This is a genomic window from Rothia nasisuis (assembly GCF_928381405.1).
In the GTDB taxonomy this organism is placed as follows: domain Bacteria; phylum Actinomycetota; class Actinomycetes; order Actinomycetales; family Micrococcaceae; genus Rothia; species Rothia nasisuis.
Genome location: NZ_CAKMSB010000007.1, coordinates 78,047 through 99,023, shown reverse-complemented (window position 1 = coordinate 99,023; position 20,977 = coordinate 78,047). Strand labels below are relative to the sequence as shown.

General features: G+C 60.2%; 17 protein-coding genes, 1 tRNA gene and 2 pseudogenes. 9 read left to right on the top strand and 11 right to left on the bottom strand.

The features are described 5' to 3' along the window. Nucleotides 1-337: 337 nt before the first annotated feature. Nucleotides 338-1,738 carry a DNA repair protein RadA gene (radA, locus tag L6966_RS07490; RefSeq protein WP_083092148.1) on the top strand — a complete coding sequence of 467 codons (1,401 nt, stop codon included), beginning with the start codon at nucleotides 338-340 and terminating at the stop codon, nucleotides 1,736-1,738. Between the two features lie 80 nt (nucleotides 1,739-1,818). Here the strand turns inward: radA and L6966_RS07485 are convergent, their stop codons facing one another. Continuing rightward, nucleotides 1,819-3,273 carry an FUSC family protein gene (locus tag L6966_RS07485; RefSeq protein WP_237233150.1) on the bottom strand — a complete coding sequence of 485 codons (1,455 nt, stop codon included), beginning with the start codon at nucleotides 3,271-3,273 and terminating at the stop codon, nucleotides 1,819-1,821. Between the two features lie 218 nt (nucleotides 3,274-3,491). Between L6966_RS07485 and L6966_RS07480 the strand changes: the two genes are divergently transcribed. The 4 genes from L6966_RS07480 (at nucleotide 3,492) to pstB (ending at nucleotide 7,650) form a co-directional block, all read left to right on the top strand. Continuing rightward, nucleotides 3,492-4,598: a phosphate ABC transporter substrate-binding protein PstS gene (locus L6966_RS07480; RefSeq protein WP_083092147.1), complete on the top strand. Its 1,107-nt coding sequence runs from the start codon at nucleotides 3,492-3,494 to the stop codon at nucleotides 4,596-4,598. An 88-nt stretch (nucleotides 4,599-4,686) separates the two neighbouring features. Further along, nucleotides 4,687-5,655, top strand: coding sequence for a phosphate ABC transporter permease subunit PstC (pstC, locus tag L6966_RS07475; RefSeq protein WP_083092146.1), 969 nt, complete (start codon nucleotides 4,687-4,689; stop codon nucleotides 5,653-5,655). Continuing rightward, on the top strand, nucleotides 5,655-6,752 hold the full coding sequence (gene pstA / locus L6966_RS07470) for a phosphate ABC transporter permease PstA (protein WP_237233149.1): 1,098 nt from the start codon (nucleotides 5,655-5,657) through the stop codon (nucleotides 6,750-6,752). The genes pstC and pstA overlap by 1 nt, the downstream gene beginning before the upstream one ends. 118 nt (nucleotides 6,753-6,870) lie before the next feature. Further along, entirely contained in the window at nucleotides 6,871-7,650 is a 780-nt protein-coding gene (pstB, locus tag L6966_RS07465) for a phosphate ABC transporter ATP-binding protein PstB (protein ID WP_237233148.1), read from the top strand. Between the two features lie 155 nt (nucleotides 7,651-7,805). On the opposite strand, the gene L6966_RS07460 is transcribed toward pstB, so the two are convergent. The 5 genes from L6966_RS07460 to L6966_RS07440 all read right to left on the bottom strand — a co-directional run bounded on the left by L6966_RS07460 (nucleotide 7,806) and on the right by L6966_RS07440 (nucleotide 12,948). Beyond that, nucleotides 7,806-9,293, bottom strand: coding sequence for a polysaccharide pyruvyl transferase family protein (locus tag L6966_RS07460; protein ID WP_237233147.1), 1,488 nt, complete (start codon nucleotides 9,291-9,293; stop codon nucleotides 7,806-7,808). Nucleotides 9,294-9,458: 165 nt separating this feature from the next. Further along, nucleotides 9,459-10,469 carry an inorganic phosphate transporter gene (locus tag L6966_RS07455; RefSeq protein ID WP_237233146.1) on the bottom strand — a complete coding sequence of 337 codons (1,011 nt, stop codon included), beginning with the start codon at nucleotides 10,467-10,469 and terminating at the stop codon, nucleotides 9,459-9,461. Next, complete coding sequence (locus tag L6966_RS07450) at nucleotides 10,469-11,086, bottom strand: DUF47 domain-containing protein (RefSeq protein WP_083092141.1); 618 nt, start codon at nucleotides 11,084-11,086, stop codon at nucleotides 10,469-10,471. The genes L6966_RS07455 and L6966_RS07450 overlap by 1 nt, the downstream gene beginning before the upstream one ends. Before the next feature lie 357 nt (nucleotides 11,087-11,443). Continuing rightward, complete coding sequence (locus L6966_RS07445) at nucleotides 11,444-12,154, bottom strand: histone acetyltransferase (RefSeq protein WP_237224285.1); 711 nt, start codon at nucleotides 12,152-12,154, stop codon at nucleotides 11,444-11,446. 47 nt (nucleotides 12,155-12,201) lie between these two features. Continuing rightward, the gene (locus tag L6966_RS07440; RefSeq protein WP_237233145.1) at nucleotides 12,202-12,948 is read right to left on the bottom strand and encodes an ABC transporter permease; all 747 of its coding nucleotides are present in this window, start codon (nucleotides 12,946-12,948) and stop codon (nucleotides 12,202-12,204) included. A 141-nt stretch (nucleotides 12,949-13,089) separates the two neighbouring features. Here L6966_RS07440 and L6966_RS07435 point away from each other — a divergent pair. Then, nucleotides 13,090-13,162, top strand: a tRNA-Lys gene (locus L6966_RS07435). Nucleotides 13,163-13,268: 106 nt separating this feature from the next. Here L6966_RS07435 and L6966_RS12215 read toward each other — a convergent pair. After that, a pseudogene (locus L6966_RS12215) lies at nucleotides 13,269-13,406 on the bottom strand (helix-turn-helix domain-containing protein); the annotation flags it as partial. Between the two features lie 75 nt (nucleotides 13,407-13,481). Between L6966_RS12215 and L6966_RS07430 the strand changes: the two are divergent. From L6966_RS07430 to L6966_RS07420, 3 genes and pseudogenes are all read left to right on the top strand, one after another. Next, nucleotides 13,482-13,990: pseudogene (locus L6966_RS07430) on the top strand (recombinase family protein); the annotation flags it as partial. 620 nt (nucleotides 13,991-14,610) lie between these two features. Further along, nucleotides 14,611-14,979 (top strand): Cd(II)/Pb(II)-sensing metalloregulatory transcriptional regulator CmtR, encoded by a 369-nt coding sequence (cmtR, locus tag L6966_RS07425; RefSeq protein ID WP_237224287.1) that lies wholly within the window; start codon nucleotides 14,611-14,613, stop codon nucleotides 14,977-14,979. After that, nucleotides 14,976-16,916, top strand: coding sequence for a heavy metal translocating P-type ATPase (locus tag L6966_RS07420; protein ID WP_237233144.1), 1,941 nt, complete (start codon nucleotides 14,976-14,978; stop codon nucleotides 16,914-16,916). Before cmtR ends, L6966_RS07420 begins: the two co-directional genes overlap by 4 nt. A gap of 320 nt (nucleotides 16,917-17,236) precedes the next feature. On the opposite strand, the gene L6966_RS07415 is transcribed toward L6966_RS07420, so the two are convergent. From L6966_RS07415 to L6966_RS07400, 4 genes are all read right to left on the bottom strand, one after another. Then, nucleotides 17,237-17,395: a trehalase-like domain-containing protein gene (locus L6966_RS07415; RefSeq protein ID WP_219336360.1), complete on the bottom strand. Its 159-nt coding sequence runs from the start codon at nucleotides 17,393-17,395 to the stop codon at nucleotides 17,237-17,239. Between the two features lie 168 nt (nucleotides 17,396-17,563). Beyond that, entirely contained in the window at nucleotides 17,564-18,244 is a 681-nt protein-coding gene (locus tag L6966_RS07410) for a DUF305 domain-containing protein (protein ID WP_237233143.1), read from the bottom strand. Nucleotides 18,245-18,291: 47 nt separating this feature from the next. Continuing rightward, entirely contained in the window at nucleotides 18,292-20,526 is a 2,235-nt protein-coding gene (locus L6966_RS07405; protein WP_419721886.1) for a copper-translocating P-type ATPase, read from the bottom strand. 51 nt (nucleotides 20,527-20,577) lie between these two features. After that, a complete protein-coding gene (locus tag L6966_RS07400; protein ID WP_237199742.1) occupies nucleotides 20,578-20,904 on the bottom strand; it encodes a heavy-metal-associated domain-containing protein in 327 nt (108 codons plus the stop codon). Between the last annotated feature and the right edge of the window lie 73 nt (nucleotides 20,905-20,977).

Sequence of the window (20,977 nt, the reverse complement as noted above, 5' to 3'; positions counted from 1 at the left end):
GGTTCTATGTCCATGTGGGAAGATAGACCGGAATGACTACTATGGTTACGACAAGACCCGGCTGATAAGACCGAAATTGATACGGTTGAGAAAAAGTTGCTTGCTAATCCTAAAATCGCGAAGCTAATTGATGAACATGCCGCGAGCAACGGATACCAGCGACCTTGTTCGCGGCATGTTGCAAGCCTCGATTATGAGGAGGTGTAAATTCTGAGATTTGGTATACATCAGTCGTCTGACTACTTTTGAATAATCTTTAAAGCAACCAACGGCAGCACTTCAAAACAAGCGGTCACTCGATTCTTAAAGTGTCAGCCACCGGCCTTATGCTGGGTGTATGGCAACCCGTAAAACACCCCGCTCGCGTTCCGCTAACGCCTACCGCTGCATCGAATGTGGCTGGACCACAGCCAAATGGGTAGGCCGCTGCGGCGAGTGCCAATCCTGGGGCACAGTCGAAGAAGCAGCCAGCGGCGCCGTCACCGCTAAAACCACCGTGGCCTCTAACGTGCAGGCCCCGGCCCAGCCTATCGGCACGGTAGACTCCACGGTTGCCCAGTACATGTCAACCTGCAACCCGGAATTCGACCGTGTACTCGGCGGCGGACTGGTACCCGGCGCGGTAATTCTCATGGCCGGTGAACCCGGCGTCGGCAAATCCACCCTGCTCCTTGATGTAGCCGCCACCTTTGCCCGCGGGCAGTCAACAGGCAAACCCCACAACGTTCTGTACGTGACGGGCGAAGAATCCGCAGCGCAGGTCAAGCTACGCGCAGACCGCATCGGGGCGCTAGCTGAGACCCTCTACCTAACCAGCGAGACCGACCTGGGCACAGCCCTCGCTCACATTGAGCAGGTCAACCCTGACCTGCTGATTGTCGATTCGGTGCAGACCCTGGCCTCCTCTGAAGTCGAAGGGAGCGCCGGCGGAGTGACCCAGGTGCGTGAGGTGGCGGCCTCCATCATTGCCTCAGCCAAGCGCCGCAACATGTGCACCCTGCTGGTGGGGCATGTGACCAAGGAAGGCACCATCGCGGGCCCCCGCCTGCTGGAACACCTGGTCGATGTGGTCTGCCAGTTTGAGGGTGACAAGCATACACCTATCCGCATGTTACGGGCCGTCAAGAACCGCTTTGGCCCCACCGATGAGGTGGGGTGCTTTGATATGCACGAGGACGGCATCGCCCCCGTCACCGACCCCTCGGGGCTCTTCGTCTCACGCACCCCGCACCCGGTATCGGGCACCTGCGTCACCGTGACCATGGAGGGCCGCCGCCCCCTGCTAGCGGAGGTACAGGCCCTTCTCGACCAGAGCGCTACCCCGGCACCCCGGCGCACCACCAGTGGCCTTGACTCCTCACGTATCTCTATGTTGCTAGCCGTACTGCAAAAACGCGCGGGCTTCAACGTGGGTAAGCTTGACTGCTACATCTCCACTGTGGGCGGCGTAAAAATTTCAGAACCATCAGCTGACTTAGCCTGCGTCATTGCCTTGGCCTCAGCCGCCCAAGATAAGCCTCTGCCACGTAAGCTGGCGGTCTTCGGTGAGGTTGGCTTAGCGGGTGAGGTGCGAGCCGTGCCAGGTATTCGCCAACGCATAGCCGAAGTGGGCAGGCTGGGCTTCACCCACGTCATTGTGCCCGCCTCCCCGGCCGGAGTGGGCGAGGTGCCCGCGGGAGTCTCAGTGCGTGAGGTTGCCTCTTTGACTGAAGCCCTTGCCCTCCTCTTTCCCCAGTAGATTCCCCAGCGACTCCCCAAGATTTTCTCCACGCGTCAGGAGCTTGATACATCCGGGGCATAGCAGTCGGAGTGTAAGAGTTAGCCGGTGCCCTTACCGCCCTTGAGCTGCTCCTCGATAATCTCAAGCTGCTGGGTATTCAGAGCCCGCTGCTTTTCAACGCGAGCTGCACTATCGCGCAGCTCAGAAACCGGTGAGGCCACCGACGGTAAAGATCTCGGATCCCGCACCGAGGCTTCGCGGATTTCGCGCAGAGGAGCGCGATCCTTGGCGCGTAAGACGGTGGTGAGCTGGCGGGTGTCGTCCCTGTGCTTCTGCTCAGCCCGCTGATACCGGGCCTCAGCGCTCCCGCGCTCCTGCCTGACCAGCTGGGCTGTAGTGGGCGCATGCTTGGTCATCGAATCACCCAGCGGGACCAACATATCAGCAGCCTGCTGGTGAGTCAGGCCAGAGGCCTCAAGCAGGTCAACCACCAGAGGCCGAAGCATGAGCACCAAAGCCTCGGCCTCCATAGTCTGCACGCCCATCATATGCGGCTCTAATCGCCCCGCCAGCTGCGAAAGGTCACGGCGGGCCTGCATCTTGCGCGCGGCTCGAACCTCGGCGCTGGCATCAGACATACCCTGCCCCAGCGTCTCAACCGAATCGCCGACGCTCTTCAGAGCTTCGGAAATGGAGGTCACGGCCTCGTGAGAAATCTCCACATTGTTAACGGTGGACGCCATACGCCGATTCAGCACGCGGGTGTTACGGATAGCGTAGTCAATCTTACTCAAGGTCTGGCTATAACGCTCCAGCTCCTCCATGTGCGCGCGGCCAGTCCAGGCCAGCTGGGCCATACCCTTAGAGGTAATAATGTCTTTCTCACAGGTGTTATAGAGCGGCTGTAAACGGCGGGCGGCAGCCAGCGCATGCCAGGCCTCCTTGCCGTCATAGTGCTCCATCGCTGTGCCCGCATCGTGGAAAACAGCAGCGAAAGCCCCCATCAGTGCGCGGGCGTTCTCACGCGGCGCGCGGCGGGGATCCTTAGGGAAGAGGAACATGAGCAAGAAAGCGCACAGCCCACCCACAATGCCGTCAAGACTGCGCGCAAAAGGCCCATCAACATTCGGTGGGAGCAAGACCACCAGGCAGGACTGCAAGCCCATCTGAATGGTGAAAAGTATGCCGTTATCTAAGAAACGGGCCAGCATAATCGACAGAAACATTACCAGCCCCGCCTGCCAGATGCCCCGGCCCAGAACCAGCATCATCATATCGCCGATGAGAATACCCAGAGTCACACCAAACGAAACCTCAAGAATACGGCGAGCATGGGTTGCCCCCGTAATATAGCCCAGCGACACAATCGCAGCTGTCGCCGCGAAAATCGGTTCGGTATGCCCGAGCACTTTCTCCGCAAAAAGATAGGCCCCGATACCCGAGACCACAATCTGAAGAGACTGAAAGAAACCGTCCTTCATGCGCACCCAGCCCTGCCGAGCCCGCTTATGCGCCCTACCCTTTAAACCCGCAACCTGCTGACCAAAACCCATACGCACCATTCTAGCCCGGCTGCCCGCGCACCGTCCGGGGCCTACCTCACCCTAACTGTGCGCCGCGAGTTAACCAACCGTTCACCCACTGCTAGCCAACCTGCTACCTAGCGCTCCTAAAGTCGAACCCGTTAGATACATTCCCACCCCTGTCCACTGTCTCCCACAGTTCAAGAATGAGACGCAACAGGGGCCTATCAACCAAAGGAATTCACACAGTGAAGGCTAAGTCACTTGCTCGTTGGGGCTCACTCGCAGCTGTAGGCGCACTCGCATTCACCGCATGCGGTTCAGATAACGCAACCGGCACCTCAAACACCGGTAATGGCGACTCCAACGCAGCCTCCCTGCCCTCTACCCCGCTGACCGGTGTAGGTGCCTCCTCACAGCAGGCAGCAATCACCGCCTGGGAGACCGGCTTTTCTAACCTCGGCGGCACCGTACAGTACTCACCTGACGGCTCAGGTGCGGGGCGTGACGCCCTCCTCGCAGGTGGCGCTAAATTTGCAGGTTCTGACCGCGCCCTGAAAACCGAAGAGTGGGAGCAGTCCAAGGAGGTCTGCGGTGATGGCGGCGCTATCAACATCCCCGTCTACATCTCTCCAGTAGCCGTGGCCTTCAACCTGCCCGGCGTTGACTCCCTGAACCTTGACGCCGAGACCATCGCCAAAATCTTCAAGGGCGAGATCACTACCTGGAACGATCAGGCCATCGCCTCCCAAAATGAGGGCGTCACCCTGCCTGACACCAAAATTACCGTGGTGCACCGCTCCGATGACTCCGGTACCACCGAAAACTTCACCGAATACCTGGCAGCAGCCTCCAACGGAGCCTGGGACGTAGAAGCAGACGGTAACTGGCCCTCACAATACTCGGGTGAGTCCAACAAGGGAACCTCCGGCGTTGTCTCCACGACCTCTTCAACCGAAGGTGCTATCACCTACGCCGACGCCTCAGCTATCGGCGACCTGGGCAAGGTCAAGGTCAAGGTTGGCGAGGAATACGTAGAACTCTCAGCAGATGCGGCAGCGAAGACCGTTGAGCTCTCAGAGCGCGTCGGCGGCATGCACGAAAACGACATGGCTATCGAGGTCAACCGCACCCCCGAGGATTCAACCGCCTACCCCGTGGTTCTGGTCTCCTACCACATCGTCTGCTCCGGCTACTCATCAGAAGATGACGTCACCCTGGTCAAGGCCTACGAAAACTATGTTGTTTCAGAGCAGGGTCAGCAGGACGCCGCTGATGCAGCTCACTCAGCCCCTCTGACCGCATCACTGACCGCCGATGCGCAGAAGGCTATCGAGTCCATCAGCACCAAGTAAAACTTGTTCAGTCCACGCAAGGTGCGGTCGGCACACCCGGCCGCACCTTGTTGGCTAGCGATACACGACAAAGGTACTCACATTCACCATGTCACCCACAGCAGCACCGCAGCAGGGCACCAGCAGCGCCCGCGCGAAACCTAAAGATCTTCCCGAGGTTGGAAACCCGGCAGCAGACAAAATCTTCTCGGGCGTCTCACTCGGCGCAGGCGTCCTGATTCTCGTTGTTCTGGCCGCCGTCGCCATCTTCCTGGTCGCCCAGGCCATGCCGGTTTTTACAGCAGACCCGGCAGACCTGACCAGCGGCAGCTTCATTCAGTACATCATCCCGCTAACCATAGGCACCCTGATTGCCTCAATCATCGCCCTGCTCCTTGCAACCCCGATTGGCATCGGCGTGGCCCTCTTCATCTCCCACTACGCCCCCCGTAAGCTGGCTAAGGGCATCGGCTACGTCATCGACCTGCTGGCAGCGATCCCCTCCGTTATCTTCGGCGCCTGGGGAGCCTCCGTCCTAGCGCCCCAGATAGTGCCCTTCTACGACTGGCTGGCCACCTACTTTGGGTTCATCCCCATCTTTGAAGGCCCCGCCTCGCAGACCGGTAAAACCATTCTGACCGCAGGTATTGTGCTGGGCATCATGATTTTGCCGATTATCACCTCCATGTGCCGCGAAATCTTCATCCAAACCCCCACCCTGCAAGAAGAAGCAGCCCTGGGCCTGGGGGCAACCCGTTGGGAGATGATCCGTATGACTGTCTTTCCCTTCGCCCGCACCGGCATCATCTCCTCCGTCATGCTGGCCCTAGGCCGTGCCCTGGGCGAAACCATGGCGGTGACCCTGGTGCTGGCCTCCGGCCCACTGACCGCCTCCCTCATCAAATCCGGCAACCAGACCTTTGCTTCTGAAATTGCCCTCAACTTTCCCGAGGCATACGGCCTGCGCATGTCAGAGCTCATCGCCGCCGGTCTGGTGCTCTTCGTCATCACCCTCATCGTCAATATCCTGGCCCGCATGATCGTGGCCCGCTACAAGGACTTCTCAGGAGCTAACTAATGTCTGTAGCTACCACCTCATCTCGTTTCACCAGCCGCCAGGCCCCCGCGTGGTTGCCTCTCGTTGTTGGTGCAGGTGCCCTGATTCTCGGTGCCGCGGCGAGCGCCCTCATCGGCTTCTCGATCGCAACCTTCGCCCTCTTTGCGGGTCTGTTTTTCGTGATAGCTGGCCCGCTGGCCGTAGGCTTCTACGAGGGGCGGCGCAAGGGCCAGGACGCCTTTGCCCGCTACCTGGTCTATGGCACCTTTCTGATAGCCCTCATCCCGCTTGTGTCGGTGCTCTACACCGTGCTGGCCAAGGGCATACCCGGCCTTTCAGGGAGTTTTCTGAGTACCTCCATGAAGGGGGTCACCGGTGTGCACGACAACGCTGCTGCGGCCGGTGAAGGGGCAGTGCTCGGCGGTATCTACCACGCCGTTGTTGGCACCCTCGAAATTACCTTGCTGGCCACCGTCATCTCTGTACCCATCGGGCTGCTGACCGCTATCTACCTGGTGGAATACGGCCAGGGAAAGTGGCTTTCTAAAGGCATCACCTTTTTCGTTGATGTCATGACCGGCATTCCCTCCATCGTGGCTGGTCTTTTTGCTGCCTCCTTCTTTGCGCTGGTCTCGGGCAATCCCATGAACCGCATGGGCCTGGTAGCTGCCGTAGCGCTGTCCGTCCTTATGATTCCGACCGTGGTGCGTAACGCCGAAGAGATGCTCCGCATCGTACCTAACGAGCTTCGCGAGGCCTCCTACGCCCTGGGCGTGCGCAAGTGGCGCACCATCATGAAGGTGGTCATCCCCACCGCAATCTCGGGCATCGCCTCGGGCGTGACCCTGGCTATTGCCCGCGTCATCGGTGAAACCGCTCCGATTCTGGTGACCGCAGGTTTTGTCACCTCCATCAATTGGAACGCCTTTAGCGGCTGGATGGCCACCCTGCCTACCTACATCTACTACCAGATTATGACGCCCACCAGCCCCACCGCCGCGTCCGTCTCTGAGACCCGCGCCTGGGCTGCCGCCCTCATCCTGATTATCATCGTGATGGTGCTGAACCTGATTGCCCGTGCCGTCGCCAAGATTTTCGCTCCCAAAACCGGCCGATAAGACAGGCAGAAGCGAGCGCGAGCCTGCACGAGCTATACCGAAGAGGGCCAGCGCGTGAGCGTAGCGATGCCCTTGGCCCACCGGCCCCTAAAATTTACGAGAAAGAACATAAAACACCATGTCAAAGCGTATTGATGTAGAAAACCTGAACGTCTACTACGGAGACTTTCTTGCGGTTGAAGATGTCACCATAGAAATTGAACCCCGTACTGTCACCGCCTTTATCGGCCCTTCCGGCTGTGGTAAGTCCACTTTCTTGCGCACCCTCAACCGCATGCACGAGGTTATCCCCGGTGCTCGTGTTGAAGGTAAGGTCATGCTCGATGGTGAGAACCTCTACGGTAAGGGTATTGACCCCGTGGTTGTCCGCTCCCAGGTGGGCATGGTCTTCCAGCGCCCTAACCCCTTTCCCACCATGTCGATCCGCGAAAACGTACTGGCAGGCGTGAAGCTCAACAACCGCAAGATTTCCAAGGCCGACGCTGATGAGCTGGTTGAAAGCTCCCTGCGCGGTGCCAACCTTTGGAACGAGGTCAAGGATCGCCTGGATAAGCCCGGCTCTGGCCTCTCCGGCGGTCAGCAGCAGCGTCTCTGCATAGCCCGATCTATCGCGGTCAAGCCCGATGTGATTCTCATGGACGAGCCCTGTTCCGCCCTTGATCCCATCTCAACCCTGGCCGTTGAAGACCTGATTAACGAGCTCAAAGAAAACTTCACCGTAGTCATCGTGACCCACAATATGCAGCAGGCGGCCCGCGTCTCAGACAAGACCGCCTTCTTCAACATCGCGGGCACCGGTAAACCCGGCAAACTCATCGAGTACGCCCCCACCCAAGAAATCTTCAATAACCCCAGCGAAAAGGCCACCGAAGACTACGTCTCAGGCCGCTTCGGCTAAACCAGCTCCCAGGCTGGCCGTCCGCCTGCTGGCGGATCCTTTCATTTCCCTTCCTCGTAGCTGTGCGGGGGAGGGGACACCATGGGAATGTGTGTTCTGCCCGGCTCCGCCCCCTTTCGCTGCTGGAAAGGGGGCGGGGCTGGGCGGCTTTTATTCTAGGCTCCGCGCATCTTACGGCGCATCCAACCGAGTAGGGTGGCGTTTTCTTCGGCCGCATGAAGAGAGTCGGCTAGCTCGGCGTTTTTGCGTTCAAGTTCGTCGGCGCGCGCCTGGGCGCGATCCCGCTGGAGCAGGCGCTGATAGTCCCAGGAGAGAGCGCGGTCGGTTTCGGCGCTGGCCTTGGCGGCGGCCAGTGAGATCGCGGCGATGTCGTCGCGCACCAGCAGGTTGGTGATATTCCAGTCGCCGGTGAAGACGGTTGAGGTGCTGCCAACCTCCGAGATAGCGGGTGGGGCTTGGCGGGTGCCGTTTAGGAGTACCTGCGAGGCAGCGTCCCACCAGCTAGCGGTGACCTCCTTAAGCTGCCCGGCACGTACCCGTAGGGTGGCAGAGAGCTCATCGCGGAGCTGAATAATTTCTTGCAGTGCTCCGCTCGGTGCGTCGGAGTTGAGAAGCGCCAGCGGCACGGCGTAGTTTTCGGTACCGTACTGCTCCATGAGTCCACGGATCCGCATGTCGGTGAAGGCATCTGGTAGCAGGGCCAGGCAGGGGACGCCTGCAGACAGCGAAAAGACTGCCGGGTGGTAGCGGGTAGAGAACGCGATGAAGGCGTTGCGGTGCACCTGAACCGCGTCGTCCGCGTGAACCATGGGTAGCTGTATCGGATTCGAGAACATATGCGAAGCGATTTCTGCATGCGTGGCGACATCGCCCCCGCCGGTGCTGGGTTCGCCTAGGTGTGGCAAAAAGACGGTGCGTAGGCCGTAGTCACGGTGCATATCGTCGAGGAGGTGGCCGATGACGTGGGCCTGGTTGGGGCTTAGCTCAGAAAAGGTGGCGCAGATGTAGCGTTCGGGAAGCTCAACGACAGGGCGCCCAGGCAGGAAACGGTGCTGGTGCTGGTAGAGGGCGGTGTCTTCCGCAAGCAGGTGGGCCTCAATACCGCGTTCAGCGGCCCAGGCGTAAGAGAAGCGTTCGCGTAGGCCAACCAGTTGCGCGCTCGACAGCAGGGCGGTGAGGGTGCTGGCGTCGGCATCGGTGAGGACGGGGCCCAGTGACTGGCCCGAGATAATCAAGGGAATATTGCGGGCTGCGGCAATCAGGGAGTAGGCGGCTCTCTCTGAGAGTAGGTGGCCGGTGGTGGAGTTCATGGCTCCGCCCCCGGCGATGACGATACCGTCAATATCGGCAACCTGCTGTACGAAGCTGGCGATGGCTGGGCTGGCAGCAGGCTCACCGCTGAGGTGCGCGCGAATGTGGTCGAGAAGGATTTCACGTTCGGCGGGGGCCTGGGGGAAGTCCAGGGCATGCACGTAGCTGATGCTGGTTCCTATGTAGTTTTGGGAGCGTTCGACGTTGCGGGTCGCGATGAGCACTTCGTAGCCGCGTCGGGTGAGTTCGTCGGCTGTTACGATGCCCGTGGCTTCGTTGCCAACGTGGTAAGCAGATTGCCCTAGGTCTGCAAGCACAAGTATGCGAGGCATAGCTAGCGGTTTTTCCTTTCACAAGACGGGCGGGCACACCGTGAAAGGGGTGCCCGCTCGATGCCTTCCGATACCGCTCTGAGGCGGTGCGAGAGAATGTTGTCTCTATAGTTTACGCACTGTTTGCCCCGGGGTTGTTACGTTGACGAACGGGTTTTGGGGGCGCTAGAGCAAGGGTGACAGCGCCAGAAAAAGTACCGCAGAGAGCAGGAAACAGAGGGGCATGGTAATGACCCAGGTGAGGACGATGCGGAGCACGATTTTGTGACGAACAGCGGCATAACGCTGGTTCATGCCGGCCCCCAACACCGCCGAAGCTGACAGGTGGGAGGATGAGACAGGTGTGTTCAAAAAGAACTGCAGTAGGACCAGCGCCAGGGCCGCGCAGCTTTGAGCGACTGCACCTCGGAAGGGGTCAAGGCGCACCATCTGGTGGGCGAACGTGTAACCAATGCGGGAGCTACCGCGAGCCGTGCCCAGGGCAAGCACCGTGGCTAGAAAAAGGGTGGCGATGGTGTAGGTGGTGTGATGGATCTCTAGCCCTGCTGAAAGGAGGAGCACCGCGTATATGACTACGGCTCTTTGGCCGGTTTGTATGCCGTGTATCAACGAGATGACCGAGTTGGAGAGCGAAAGAATGATGCGTGAGAAGCGGTTGACGGTAGCTGGGTACGTGCGCTGCAGAAGCTTGTAGAGGGGAAAGACAGCGGCGTAGGCTACGGCGAATAGGAGAATGGGGGCTAGGACGAGTGGCCCTAAGATAAAGGTGGTGAGCGGGTCTGAGAAGGGGCTGAAGTCCCCGAGGCCGGTGGTTCGAGCAGCCCAGGCAGCTCCAGCTAGCCCGCCGAGTAGAGCGTGGGTGGAGGAGGAAGGTATGCGGAACCACCAGGTGATGAGACCCCAGGCAATGACCGAAATCAGGGCGGCCAGAACGAGCCCCAGCCCGGTGTTGTCGTGCGGTACGGTGAGCCAGTGGTGGGTGAGCGGCCCGAGCACTATGCCGGTCAGGGCCATCCCGATGAAGTTGAAGAGGGCGCTGAGGCGGAGCGCAATTTTTGGGGTGAGGGCTCTTGCCTTGACGGGGATAGCGGTGGCGTTGGGCGCGTCTCGAAAGCCGGTGACGAAGGTGAACCCTATCAGCGCCAGGCAAGCAAGTGTAAAGAGGGCGAGAGTCACTAGGATTCCTGCACGATAATTCGTCCGATTTCGGTGGCGACTGTGTGCATAGCTGTTGTCGCCTCCGCTAGCTTGTGCACGAAGTGCGTGGTTTGCAGGTAGCGGCTCTGTTTATACCGTTCGAGGATGTCTGCGTCGTAGTCCTCAGCGATACGCACGGACTGCTTGGTGAGGCGGAGCATAGTAATCCAGTAGTCGTCGAGATCGCGCAGACTGCTGAGTTTGGGGATGATTTCTGTGGTGAGCACGGCTTGCCGCTGAATCAAATCAAGGAGGGTTGCGGCTTTGGGGGAGAAACGCACGATTTTGTAGAGCTGCAGAATGTGTGCGGCCGAGGTGAGTTTTTCGACGGCGGTGTTGAGCGAGACAGCCAGGGTGTAGATGTCTTCGCGGGGAATAGGGGTTGAGAAGGAACTGCGCACCGCGGTCATGGTGGTGAGGAGCATGTCGAGGGTGGCAGCTTCGTGAGTGAGTGCCTTTTCGAGTAGCTCGGGGTAGCGTTCTTCGGGGGAGCCCACCATCTCTGAGAGTAGCGCGGCTGACCCGGTAACCTGAGCTGAGAGCACGGCTAGCGCTGTGAGCGATGTGTTTTCCTGCGGGAACATACGCTGAAGCATGGGCCGTTTCTCCTGGCAGTGCGCTGATGTGTGTGGGTCTGTGCCCCATGGTACAGGCTGAAGGTTAACGGGGCGCACCTGAGATGGAGAGGTAGAGGACGCAGAAACCGGGCCCTTAGCCCCTGTGAAGTTAGGGGGTGGGAGCCCGGTAGGTGCGCTAAAAGTTTAGCGATGTCAGGCTGGGAGCGCCTCTCGGCGGAAGGCCGCTCGAAGCGGCTAAAGATTTGGAGCCCGGGGCTACCTATTAGCAGCCTGACATCTTGGTATCCATCATTCTCCTCCGGTGCCCTGCTGTCAACCCTGTAGAGTATTTTTGTGCAAGAATCTTGTCTGGTCAGGTTGTTTTCTGAGGCGCGGTCAGTCGAGAGTCTCGGCCCGCCAGCGCAGGGCAGCCTCCTCAAGTTCACGAGCCCTGCCGGTGAGCTTACGGGCGGCTGCGCGAAGACGCAGGGCCCGCGTAGCGGCCTCACCCCGCACCTCCGCTGAGGGGAGGTGCGCCGGGGAACCTCTCTCGCTGTCAATGCCGGAGGGGCTCAGGGCCTGCCCGTGCCTCAGTTCTAGGGCGATGTCGTCCTGGCCCAGTGCCAGCACCCGGCAGAAGGCCGCGAACCGGTTGAGGGCCACATCAAAGTCGCCGGTGTAGGCGCCGGCCAGAATCGCGTCCACGGTAGCCACTATCTCGTCGGCAGTTGGCGGTGAGGGTACACCTGCTAGAGCCTGCATTAGAAAAGACGAGTGCATGCCGCGCTCGTAGTAGTGGCTCATGAGCTGCGGGTTAGAGCGAATGACTCCGCGTAATGCATAGATACGCCACAGCGCCCCGGCCACCGTCACAGCCGGTGCACTCGCCCAGAGCTCGGCGACCGCGTCGATGCCGAATTCGTCGGTGTAGTGCACTAGGCGCTTAGTCACCGAGGGGTCTTCATTGGCCCGCCCCCGGGCCAGGAGCGCCCTCGCTGAGGCCTGGGCTGCTGCTGTCATATCTTCTGGGCTGGTTCCGCCGGTAAAGCGCTCAAACTTTTCGGTGGAGAAGCGGGCGGGGCGGTGGAACCTGGCGTTTGCTGGCATGTCTACCAGTGTAAACCCGTCCACCGATTTTGAACGGGACGGGTGCGCTACAGGGGTAATTGGCGGGTGCGCGTCACGATTGCGGTGAGGACGAGTGACGCAACCGTGCCGCCGAGTGCCTGCCCTGCCAGCACAGCTATCTGCAGCTGGGCAGCTAATAGGGGGGAGGCTCCGCCTATGAGGGCACCGATGAACGTGCCGGGGAGGGTCACCAGCCCGGTTGCCCGGGTTTGGTCTAGGCCCGGGGTGAGCGCCTCAACAATAGAGGCCTGTGCAATGTCTCTCAAAGCAATTGGGCTTGGGGCGCCGAGGGCCAACCAGCCTTCTATTTCGCCGGAGCGTGCAGCTGACAGGCTGACGAAGTTGCGGGCAGTGAGGGTTGTGATGGTCATGGTGCCGCCGATGATAATCCCAGCAACCGCCACGAGGTTCTGCGCCGAGAAAGGTACTAGGCCAAGCGCAAAAATGAGCCCAGTTGACAGGCCTGCACCTGAGGTGATGGCTAGAGCGGTGGCGGTGCGGCCCCGGTAGAGTTTCTTGGCGTGCCGGGCAGAGGCATGAGTTGCAGTGCCCACCATCAGCACAAGGAAGAGAGCAAGAGCCCAGGGGGCTGACATGATGCCGTGCAGGAGCAGGGCGATTACTGCCAGCTGTAGGCAGGCTCGGGCGATAGTGATGTAAGGCTGCCAGCGCAGGTCAATCTTGAAGTAGGCCAGCAAGGCAGTGGTAGCTCCGACAAAGAGGGTCAGAGCCACCACATAGTGAGCTACAGGGTGGGCTAGAAGGGCATTCATGGTAGCTATTAAACCTTCTGGCTCGGACGCTGGGCCCGACCGCCGCAGGAGGGGAGCACTGAAGATTGCTCGGCTGCCCCTGTATTTTGGTGCTTCTTGTTAGGCGGTGTATAGTTAGTTGAGCTGAGTTTTTTCAGCGGAGCGCCTTTAGCTCAGTTGGTAGAGCATCGGACTTTTAATCCGTGGGTCGTGGGTTCGAGCCCCACAGGGCGCACATCTTCATCAGTTTCACCCCGTTCCGGCGATACCGGAGCGGGGTTTTCTGTATCTTCAACGGTAAGAGATACATCAACTACAGGACCAAGAAGCTGTCCGAGGGTGATTCCCATATGTGCCGCAATCACACCTAAGTCGTTGATGGTGAACGCGCTTACTCCTCGAAGTCTCTTTGACAAAGCAGAGTGGGCCATGCCTATTTTGTCTGCCAGTTGACGGGCACTTAGTCCACGTCTTCCCATCCAGGCCTTTACCTCCCCTGCAACAGCTAGTTCAAATTCAGAAACAGGGCCACTTGTCCATGTCTTAGGCATCATGCCTCCCTACGGCGCGATGACCTCTACACCGACCATGGCCTCTCCGGCGCACTGGCCAAACGACCCGGCTTGGATAAAGCACTGACTGCACTGCATCCGGTGACACGCTCGTGATCACCACTTTGGACAGGCTCGAGCGCTCCACCCAGAAAATACTCGAACTCGCCGAGGAACTACGAGATCGCAATACCGGTTTGCGCGTGCTCAACCTGGGTGGTGGTGATGTGGATACTAAAACACCCATGGGCGCCATGGTCTTCACCGTCATGGCAGCCCTGGCCCAAGTGGAACTAGAGATTAAACGCGAACGCATCACCGACTCCGTCACCAAACGCCGCACCACCGGCGGCGACCTCGGTGGCCGACGCTCCACCTTCACTGAATCCCAAATCCGCACCGCATTCAAACTCATCCAAGCCGGCAAACCTGCAACCCAAGTTGCCAAGGATATGGGGATGTCCCGTGCGACGCTTTACCGAAGAATCAAAGACGCGGATTCTTCTTTATAGTCCTATCTCATTTGGACACGTTCGACATTGAAGTGCTCTGATCGCTCTCAGTCTTGTGCAGCCTGAGATTATGGCTGCCTCTATCCTTTGCGGGCCTCCAATTCCCGTCTCTTCTGATGTTTCTCAAGACCATGCGACGCCGTATCGGTAATACTTGAGATACCGCGCTCAATGCACTCGTCCTACATTGGCAGACACCGCTCCGAAATAGTCTACTCTCGCACGATATGTCCGGGAACATGATGCTGATTTCCGTCGAGCTTCGATTGTCATCAAAGATTCGGCAGGGCAACTGTTAGCAATTCAACTTTCCGGACAGAGCGATGACCGGCTGGAACTTCGGCTCGCTGAATCAACGTCCAAAGAGAGCATGAAACAAGTATTCCGCGAAGTCGGAGGAACTTACTAACATTTCCGAAGGAGTCATCCCGCAACGAGCGGTCCAAAAAGGTCCACCATAGGGTTTTGAGCTATAAGCTAACGAAACAGAGTTATGAGAAACCAGCACCAGTAAAATCGCGCCATTCGAGCATCCAGCTCGAATGGCGCGATTATTCATCCCCAAAACCATCAATTTTGGGCGCTGCAACTAGTACAGCAAATACTGTATAGTACATCGCATGATGAACATTGAGTCGCGGATCGATGCGATGAACCGGCTTGGCCGCGCCATGGCCGACCCCACCCGGTCACGCATCCTCCTGTCCTTGCTGCACGAACCCGGATACCCAGCGGAACTTGCCCAGGCCCTGGGACTGAGCCGCGCCAACGTTTCCAACCATCTGACCTGCCTGCGCGGGTGCGGAATTGTCGTGGCGAAAATGGAAGGCCGCAAAACCCGGTACGAAATCACCGATCCTCACCTCACCACCGCCCTGCGCGCCCTGGTTGAGGTGACGTTGGCCGTCGATGATCAAGTACCTTGCCTGGACTCTTCCTGCCCTGACTGCGCCACCAGCGCCGATCGAGAACACAAGGAGCAAGCATGAGTTCCGCCTGCGGTTGCGATTCACCGGAACCCACCGAAGAATTCGAAGAGGAACTGCCCTGGTGGCGGGATTGGCATGTGCTCGTCCCCATAGCCTCAGGTGTTTTCTTCCTCACTGGGCTTGTCCTTGAATGGAGCACCCACGACGAAAGCACCGCCATCGTGGCCTTGGTGCTGTTTTGGATCGGCCTGCTACTAGGCGCTTTTACCTTTGTGCCCGGCGCCCTGCGAAACCTGTTCACGAAACGGAAACTCGGCATTGGGCTGCTAATGACCATCAGCGCCACCGGTGCGGTCATCCTCGGCTATGTCGAGGAAGCCGCAGCCCTGGCGTTCCTGTATTCCATTGCCGAAGCCCTGGAAGACAAAGCCATGGACAGGGCACGCTCGGGCCTGCGCTCTTTGTTGAAGCTCGTCCCTGAAACGGCCACCGTTATCCGTGACGGCGCACCGGTCGCGGTCAGTGCAGCAGAGATCAAGATTGGCGATTCACTGCGCGTGAAGCCTGGTGAACGCTTGGCAACCGATGGCGTGGTCAGCCAAGGCTCAAGCAGCTTAGACACCTCCGCTATCACGGGGGAATCAATTCCCATGGGAGTAACCGTGGGTGACCAGGTTGCTGCTGGTTCCATCAATTTATCCGGCGCTCTAGTAGTCACTGCAACGGCGAACGGCACGGACAACTCCCTGACCACGTTGGTGAGCCTAGTCGAGCAAGCCCAGTCGGAACGTGGCGAACGGGCACGGCTCGCTGACCGCATTGCCCGCCCGCTGGTTCCCGGTGTCATCGTCCTGGCAGTACTGGTCGCTGTGCTTGGAGCGATCTTCGGCGATCCCGAAACATGGATCACACGCGCACTGATCGTGCTGGTCGCAGCCTCGCCTTGCGCGATGGCCATCGCCGTTCCTGTCACCGTTGTTTCCGCCATCGGAGCTGCCAGCAAATTCGGTGTCATCATCAAAAGCGGAGCAGCCTTCGAACGGCTTGGTTCCCTGCGCCGCATCGCGGTAGATAAAACTGGAACACTCACACGCAATCAGCCAGTGGTCACGCAAGTCCAGACTGTTGATGATGCGACCCGCGATGAGGTGCTCGCCGTTGCCGCCGCCCTGGAACAGCACAGCACCCACCCTCTAGCTACGGCCATCACCTCAGCAGTACCCGCGATCCCGGAGGCAACGGCGGTTAACGAAGAGCCAGGACACGGCATTACCGGCGTCCTGGATGGTGTTCAGGTCGGGGTCGGTAGTCCTCGATGGATTGCCCCAGGATCGCTTGCTTCCGCTGTTGAATCTATGGAAGCCTCCGGGCAAACCTGCGTCATGGTCACTCGTGCAGAGCAGGTCATTGGCGTGATCGGCGTGCGCGATGAACTACGCCCTGAAGCGGCCGAGGCAATTCGAGACCTGCATAACCAGGGAATCGACGTGGTGATGCTCACCGGCGATAACTCCCGTACTGCCCACGCGCTGGCTTCAATCGCCGGTATAGGCACCGTTCATGCCGAACTGCGACCTGAAGACAAGGCCCGTGAACTCGCTTCGTCGGTGCAGCAGGTTCCTACAGGGATGATCGGTGACGGGATCAACGATGCCCCTGCCTTGGCTAGCGCTACTGTGGGGATTGCGATGGGCGCTACCGGTGCCGATGCCGCCATAGAATCAGCCGACGTAGCCTTCACCGGCCATGATTTGAGACTGATTCCGCAAGCCTTGTCCCATGCCCGACGGGGCCGGGCGATCATGAATCAGAACATCGTCCTGTCAATGGCGATCATCGTTGTCCTGTTGCCCTTGGCTATTACCGGAGTGCTGGGATTGGCCGCGGTAGTGCTGGTTCACGAGGTCGCAGAAGTCATCGTGATTGCCAACGGACTTCGTATTTCCCGCGTCCACCGCAAGCAGCTCACACAGCAGCCTGGCAACGTCCTACATTAGCGCTGGTTTCGTTGCTGTTGAAGGTAACGGGCACTATTTCCACCAGGAAATTAGCACCCCGCCTTCAACCATTTAGAACTAAAGTGAATCGTGCTGTGCGATGCGCCATTTTTAACGGTGATGAACCGCCAATTGAAACTAACAGTCATATGCCGGGGATTCCCGGTTTTTGGTTGCTTGGTCAAGAACGGTCGTTTTTGACACATTGAGCGACGGTGCTTAAAAGTCTGTTTCAATACTAGATTGTCTCACAGCCTATAAGACGCGGGCGGATGAGGCTATGAGGAAAAGCCCGGCGGGACAACCCCCGGGCACATCTACTAGCCAGGACCATCACGATGGTCGCCGAGAAGAGCGGAAAAGGCCGCCTGGGAGTCAAAGCACGGCAGACACAACCAATCAATGTTGCCCTGCCGGCAGACCAGGGCGGCCGTGTGAGTATCGGACAATAATGCGTAGTCCTCCAAGGGTCTGGACACAGGAGCTTACCCCTTTCCTCAGTGGTGCGACCAGAGGGAGAAGAAACATCCACCCCGGTGCACCTGCTGCGGTGACAACGACCCATCGCCCGCAACAGGTGGCAATCGTCACGGTTATCCCTCTTTTTCAGATTCCTGTCCTCGGGATCAGAAAAAGACGGGCACCTGTCATAGGCCAGTGAGCATCTGCTTCATCTGGGCGATCTCGGCCTCCTGGTCGCTGATAACCTGTTCGGCCAGGGTGATCGCATGGGGATTCTGGCCGTCAGCAACCTCGTCACGGGCCATGTCGACCGCACCTTCGTGGTGGGTGGTCATCTGCTCCAGGTAGAGGCGAGCAGCCTCGGTGCCTTGGGCTTCCTCAAGGGCTGTCATGTCCTCCTGGCTCATCATCCCGCTCATGCCACCCATCTCGCCGTGATCCATGCCACTCATCTTGCCATGATCCATGCCACCAGAGTCGGTGACCGGCTGCTGGTCCCAGGCCTCGAGCATGGCGTTCATCCGGTCAATCTCCGGTCCCTGGGCGTCAATAACCCCCTGGGCAAACTCCACGACCTGGGCGGGGATACCCTCCTTGGCCAGGAGCATCTCACTCATCTCCACGGCCTGCTGGTGATGGGGGATCATCATCTGGGCAAACATGATGTCCGCGTCGTTGTGATCGGCGGAGATCTCCCCGTCCGCCTCAGTCGTCGCCGTGGTGGTCTCGGTTGTCTCAGGTGTAGTCGTTGTAGTGCTGGTGGCAGAGGTGGTGGCGTCGGTGGTGGCGTCGGTGGCCTCACCGCAGGCGGCCAGCGCCAGGGTGGAGGCCACGGCGAGAGTGGAAAGAACAAGGGTGCGCTTCATGGTGGAGCCTTTCAGTGTCATATGGGGCAGTGGAGAGAAATGGTGAATCAGTGGACGGCAGTGGATGCCGGAGTAGGCGTGGTGTGTTCCTCCTTCGGACTGGTGGGAGCCAGGTGGGCCGGGTCCAGATCAATCCGGCGCAACAGCTGGGCGTTCAGGGCCACCACGATGGTCGAGGCAGACATCAAGATCGCGCCCACGGCCGGGGACAGCACGAACCCGATCGAGGCGAGCACTCCGGCGGCCAGCGGCACGGCGAGGATGTTGTAGCCAGAGGCCCAGATCAGGTTCTGGATCATCTTGCGGTAGCTGGCCCGCGAGAGCTCAATCATTGACAACACTGCCCGGGGATCGTCACTGGCCAGGACCACTCCGGCGGATTCCATCGCCACATCCGTGCCGGCCCCGATGGCGATGCCGACCTCGGCGCGGGCCAGGGCCGGGGCGTCGTTGACACCGTCGCCGACCATGGCCACGCTCAGGCCACGCTCCTGTAACTGGGTGACCTTGGTGTCCTTGTCCTGGGGCAGGACCTCGGCGAAGACCTCATCGATCCCCAGGTCCTGGCCAACTGCCTGGGCCACCTGCTGCGCGTCACCGGTGATCATTGCGACCTTCACCCCGCGGTCCTGCAGGGCTTGCACGGCGGCGCGGGATTCGGGGCGGATCTTGTCCTCGACGGCCACCGCGCCGATGATCTGACCGTCGCGGACAATATGGAGCACACCGGCCCCGCGCCCGGTCCAGGCGCTGGTGGTGTCGGTGAGTTCGGCCGGGGCGGTGAGGTTGAACTCGCGCAGCATGTTCGGCCCGCCCACGCGAATCTCAGCGCCATCGACAGTGGCTCGGACCCCCCGGCCGGAGGCGGCGCTGAAACCAGTTGCACGGATTTGCCGACGGGAGGCCTCGGGATGGGTGGCTGCGGCCGCCACGATGGCGCGGGCCACGGGGTGCTCGCTGTCGGCCTCCGCGGCGGCGGCCAGGGCCAGCAGCTCGCCCTCGGTGACGCCGACAGCTGCCGCGACACCGGTGACCGCGTGCGCACCCTCGGTCAGGGTGCCGGTTTTGTCGAAGAGCACCACGTCGATGGTGCGCATCCGCTCGAGCGCCATCCGGTCCTTGATGAGCACCCCGGATTTCGCGGCCCGCTCGCTGGAGATCGCAATGACCAGCGGAATCGCCAGGCCCAGGGCGTGCGGACAGGCGATGACCAGCACCGTGACTGTGCGCACCACGGCATCGTCCGGGCTGCCGATGATGGTCCACACCACCGCGGTGATCAGAGCGGAGATCAGCGCGAACCAGAACAACAACGCCGCCGCCCGATCCGCCAGGGCCTGGGCCCGGGAGGAGGACTCCTGGGCGTCGGCAACCATGCGTTGGATCCCGGCCAGGGTGGTGTCCCCGCCGGTAGCCTCCACACGGATGCGGACGGTGTTGTCGGTGGCCACGGTACCGGCGACCACCTTGTCACCGGTGTCGCGGAAGACGGGGCGGGATTCGCCGGTGATCATCGCCTCATCGAATTCGGCGGCTCCGTCGAGGATGGTTCCGTCGGCCGGCACCCGGGCACCAGCCCTCACCAGCACGACGTCGTCGACGACCAGCTCGGAGATGGCTACGGTGCGGGTGGTCCCGTCGATGACTTTCTCGGCCTCATCCGGCAGCAGGGCAGCCAGCGCGTCAAGCGCGGAGGACGCGGCCCCGAGAGCGCGCATCTCCAGCCAGTGGCCCAGCAGCATGATGGTCACCAGCAGGGCCAGCTCCCACCAGAAGTCCATGTCAAAACCGCCCAGCCCCAGAGTGGTGACCCAGGAGGCGACAAACGCCACGGTGATGGCCATGGCAATCAGGAGCATCATCCCGGGTTGGCGGGATTTCAGTTCCGTCCATCCGCCCTTGAGGAAAGGCGTCCCGCCGTAGACGAAGATAATCGTGCCCAGTACCGGGGGGATCCAGGTGGATCCGGGGAATGCCGGGAGGTGGTAGCCGAGCAGGTGGGCGACCATGGGGCTGAAAATAACGACGGGAATGGACAGAATCAGTGACCACCAGAAGCGGTCCCGAAACATTGCGGTGCTGTGCCCGGCGTGTTCGCCGTGACCATGAACGTGGTGGTCTTCGTCCAGGACGGAGTGCGGGTGATCGTGGGGCGTCGCCTGGCCATGGGTGTCAGCATCTGCGTGGTGCTCGTGGCTGGCATAATCCGGGTGGTGGGTGTGGTCTGTTTCCGGAGCGGGGTGATCACCATGGTGATTACCGGAATGGTGGGGAGTGCTCATTAGGTTCCTTCCGCTCAACCCGGTCGGGGTTGAGGTGATTGGTAAAACTGATCAGGATAAGACGGCGTAGCCGGCCTCCTCGATGGCCCGGCGAACCATCTCCGGAGGTACGACACCGGTGACCGTGACGGTGGAAACACCACCAGTAGCGAGATCAACCTGGACGTCGTCGACCTGGGGAAGGGCCTGAAGGGCCTGGATCACGCTTTTCGCGCAGTGCCCGCAGGTCAGGCCGGTGACCTGGTAGCTAGGGGAGGACCCTCCTGCTGACGAGTCGCTGGCGGCAGGGATGGAGGTGGTGTCGGTACGTGAGGCAGGCCCGCAACAGCTGCAGCCGTGGGAGGCCATCGGCAAGAGGCGGGGCGGGGAGGTGGTCATGGGAAAGCTCCTACGGGTTGGCGGGATGCGGCGATGCTACTCTCTAGCATATACCCCAGGGGGGTATATTTGG